Annotated in this window: 4 protein-coding genes; all 4 read right to left on the bottom strand. The window is 30.3% G+C overall.

Features of this window, described 5'->3' with window-relative positions:
* Positions 1-712 (bottom strand): hypothetical protein (locus IBX42_RS11395; RefSeq protein WP_294933040.1); only part of this gene is annotated, 712 nt, incomplete at its 3' end.
* 8 nt (positions 713-720) lie between these two features.
* Positions 721-2,031: a hypothetical protein gene (locus IBX42_RS11390; RefSeq protein WP_294933038.1), complete on the bottom strand. Its 1,311-nt coding sequence runs from the start codon at positions 2,029-2,031 to the stop codon at positions 721-723.
* On the bottom strand, positions 2,028-2,771 hold the full coding sequence (locus tag IBX42_RS11385; RefSeq protein WP_294933036.1) for a hypothetical protein: 744 nt from the start codon (positions 2,769-2,771) through the stop codon (positions 2,028-2,030). The genes IBX42_RS11390 and IBX42_RS11385 overlap by 4 nt, the downstream gene beginning before the upstream one ends.
* 1 nt (position 2,772) lies before the next feature.
* Complete coding sequence (locus tag IBX42_RS11380; RefSeq protein WP_294933042.1) at positions 2,773-4,032, bottom strand: pentapeptide repeat-containing protein; 1,260 nt, start codon at positions 4,030-4,032, stop codon at positions 2,773-2,775.
* Positions 4,033-4,204: the final 172 nt, after the last annotated feature.

The raw sequence follows: 4,204 nt of genomic DNA, 5'->3' as shown, positions 1-4,204 counted from the left end.
CCTCTTTGAGTTCGTTGTATGCATGTGAGAGTTCATCATAATTTTCATCATCTTCTTCTATGCTCTCCAGTGCATCTTCTAGCTCTGCTATGGTAGATTTTAGTTCATCTATGGTCTCTTTGGTCTCATTGTAAGTTTGGATATCTTCTTGGTATTTTACTTTTTGTTTTTGCTGTTTGATAGTTTGCTTATAAAGTATCTCTTTTTTTAGGTTGAGTATCTCTTTGATAAGCTCCCCTAAGTGCAGATTGTACTCACGGTTGAACTCTTCGATATCGTTTAGGTATTCTGTCTTTTGCTCTACTAGCTCTTGGAGTTTGGATTCTAAGCTTTTTAGCTCTTTTCTTAAATCTTCCTTCTCTTTCATTTTGCTTATAATACCATTGGTGTTTTTTGGTTGCATCTCTTGATTTATTTTGTTTACTTCTAAAGTTATTTTTGAGCTCCCTCCTAGTTCATCTCGTCCTTGCTTCCTTGCGAGCTCCATTGCATATTCCATTTCTTCCATTTCTCTTGTTTGAAAAGTTTTATTTTTCTTCTCATCATGTATAAAAAATATTAGCACAAGAAAAGCTATAAATCCCGTATGCGGTAATGCTGCTATTAAACAAATAGGATTAAAACACCCACCAAATAAAACTACTTGATTTAAAAATAAAATAATTCCCCAAATAATAAAAAATGATTCTAAATTTTCTTTAATTTTTTGCATTGTTTTTCCTAAAATGGGATTTCATCATCGTCGATGTCTATTTCTGGCATATCTGTATGTGGTGAATTTTTAGCATACGGATTTGCACCACCTATATAGTCACTAAGCAATATCTCTTTTTTCTTTGCTTTATATACAGGATGGTCTTGTGGTACAATTTCTTGCATCTCTTTGCTATCATCTACAAAAGAGAAATATTTATAAGCCCCATTAGAGCAGTTATAATATCCATCTGGTGTCCAAGAGAGCCACTCATTTTCATATGCCACATAAGAGCTAAGCAGTTTACCACTACTTATCTCCCATAGTTTGATGGTGCTATCCAAACTTCCACTAACTATATATTTTCCATCTGGTGTGATGGCTACGGAGAATACCAAAAGCTTATGCCCTCTCAATGTTTGCACCTCTTTGCTACTATTTATCTCCAATTGTTCAATTATTCCAGATGCTTCACCATCAGCACCATAACCGCTTACAATATATTTCCCATCAGCAGATATAGCTAGAGAATTTAAAAATTTATTATGTCCTTTAAATGTTCGCACCTGTTTGCCACTACCTATCTCCCAAAGCTTGATGGTTATATCACTACCTCCACTAGCTATATATTTTCCATCTGAGCTTATTGCTACGGAATGTACACCATCACTATGCCCCTCAAATATTCGAAGCTTCTTGCCACTACTTATCTCCCATAGTATGATGGCATTATCATAAGCTCCAGCACTTACTATATATTTCCCATCAGGGGTTATAGCTACAGAGTTTACCACAACACTATGCCCTCTAAATGTTCGTAGCTCTTTACCACTGTTTATCTCCCAAAGTTTTATGGTACCATCAGAGCTACCGCTTACTATATATTTCCCATCAGGGATTATGGCTACGGATTCTACATAGGAATCATGTCCCTCAAATGTTCGCAAACATTTGCCGCTACTTATTTCCCATAATTTAATGGTTTTATCGTTGCTTCCACTCACTATATATTTCCCATCATGTGTTATAGCTACTGTCCTTACCCAATGACTATGCCCCTTAAATATTCGCAACCAATTACCATTATTTATCTTCAGTAGTTTAATTGTTTTATCCATGCCTCCACTTACTATATATTTCCCATCTGGACTTATAACTACGGATTCTACACCACCGCCATGTTTTATACTAGGAGAAAATCTAAAATTCTCAAGGCTCTGAGTTAACTCTTTGCTTCGACGATTTGCAAGTAAACTATTTGTAATATCAAGTAAACTTTTTGATTTACTTAGTGCTAACTTTGCATTTTGATTTGTGGTTGTTAGGTTGTTTTTCATTTTATTTCCCCATTCTTATATTCAATATTTTTGATAATATCAGAGGTTTTTTGTAATTGTTCAATTTCTTGATAGTTGACGATAAATATATTAGCTTTTTTATCACTCATTGCTATGTCATCAAATGTTTTACATCCGTGAGATGATATTTTTAATCTAACTTCACATCCTCCATAAATTGCACTATATATATTATGTGAATCAATATGAAATCGAACTGGTTTTACAATAATTTTGTCAAAAAGTTTTTTATCTTGCTCTATAGCTTTTACAACAATTCTATACGGATTTTTTGAATTATTATTATTTAATAGCATGCTTCTTATTTGTTCGTTATGTTTCTCACCAAAATCAATATCACGAAAAGCTGAAAGGCTACTTACACTCATTCTCCAAAATATACTTAAGTGAAATAGTAAAAAATGGTCATAGTCTATATCGATACTAAGTATGTCTTTATGATTTAATATATCTGGAAGTACGCTATTTTTATACCAAACTTGATTAAAATAATTTTCATATTGACTTAATATTACATTATCACAGTTTTCGCAAAGTAAAAATTCTTTTGAGCCTAAATTATTTTTATTTGATACTTTTGAATTTTCATAAATTACACATGGAGTATTTCTTTTAGGGTCAATTTTTTTGTGTAAAAACTTTGGAATAATATGTGAATTGATTAACATTTGTTTACTTTTACACAGTTTACAAATTCCTTCAATAGATTTCTTTGACATTTTATTTTCTCCGTGTGTTTTGTCGTATTGATATTATGAACTGATAGATTAGATAAGCAATTATTGATTTGTAAATTAGTGTGCTAAATGTTAGAGATTCTTTACCAGTCATAATTGAAAAAGGGTTAAAGCTATTTGCTACACAACATAAAAAATAATCATTAGATATAAATATATATATCAAGTATGATGCTAGGGTCCATAAAAATTTGCAAACTTTGCTAAAATCGAAGCCAATCATTGATGTTGTTAATATATTTAAAACAAATGGAATTACAAAGTATTCTATTTTTTCATCGACCATAAAAAATGAATAATGTGTATATAAGATTGTAGTATTTAACATCCACAACAAAGTCAAAAGCCAATCTTGAGAGTGATTTGAAGATAGTTTATGAAATTTAAAAACAATCAAATCTAGCCAATTTTTTTCTTTTGTTTTTGAAAGTTCCTCTTCTCTTTTTTGCATCTCCAAAGCATAAAATTTATTTGCTTCTATGATATTATCGAGTTTTTCAAATGAGTGTTTTATGATTCTCGCTGTTTCACGAGTTAAGTCTTTTATTTCTATATTAAGGAAGTTTGTTTCATCTTTGAAAAAGGTATTATAAAAAGTTAATTTATTGACTTTTGAGTTGTTAAACAAAGTTACGCCCTCAAATTTACTTTGAGAAAAAATGAGTTCGTCATAAAATCTTGTTCTAATAAAAGATACATAATTTTTGAAAATAACATTTTTAAAATTTACTTTAGCATAGACTCTACAGTTTTCAAACAAGAAATTATTATCAAACTTTAAATTTTTAAATTCAATTTCATTACAAAAAATACAATTATTAAAAGTAATAGATTTTGCTTTCCAAATTGAATTAAAATTCACTTTGCCTATAAAACGACAATTATTAAAATAAATATCTATCTCTTTGTTTAATTTATAAAAAGGATCTTTCTCATTAGTGTCTGGGAAAATTACTGAATCAAAATAATATTGAGAAAAATCTTTGCCGTCTTCTTGTAATAAATCAGCAATACCTTTTGCTCCATTACTACCTTTATGCTCATTATGATATGAATTTACTGTTTCGATTTTATTTTCAATACTTTGAAAAAATAATTTAATTTTTTTATCTAGCTCATCTTTTTCTAAACTATTCCAACTGTCTTTTTTACAATGTAAAATACAACTACACTCTTTATTACCAACACCAAATGTACACTCTTCTGCCATTGTACCAACCTCTTTTTCATGTCCTATATCCATATATTTCACTCTTTTCTATTCCCCAAATCCTACCAAACCAAACACCCATATTTTGTCTAAGCACCTTTTCAATACAAAAACCCGAACAACCACAATGGGATTTTATTTTGTTCCATTGAGTAGTCTGTATCAACTACCACAAAACTATCTTCGACATCTTTGATTTGCTTAA

The organism is Sulfurimonas sp., from assembly GCF_014859695.1.
Classification (GTDB): Bacteria; Campylobacterota; Campylobacteria; order Campylobacterales; family Sulfurimonadaceae; genus Sulfurimonas.
Note: the sequence above shows the minus strand (reverse complement) of the source record. Positions and strands in the feature narration are given on the sequence as shown.

Excerpts from the sequence above, each read along its gene's own strand:
- IBX42_RS11390 (WP_294933038.1), bottom strand. The coding sequence starts at position 2,031 with ATGAAAAACAACCTAACAACCACAAATCAAAATGCAAAGTTAGCACTA.
- IBX42_RS11385 (WP_294933036.1), bottom strand. The coding sequence starts at position 2,771 with ATGTCAAAGAAATCTATTGAAGGAATTTGTAAACTGTGTAAAAGTAAA.
- IBX42_RS11380 (WP_294933042.1), bottom strand. The coding sequence starts at position 4,032 with ATGGATATAGGACATGAAAAAGAGGTTGGTACAATGGCAGAAGAGTGT.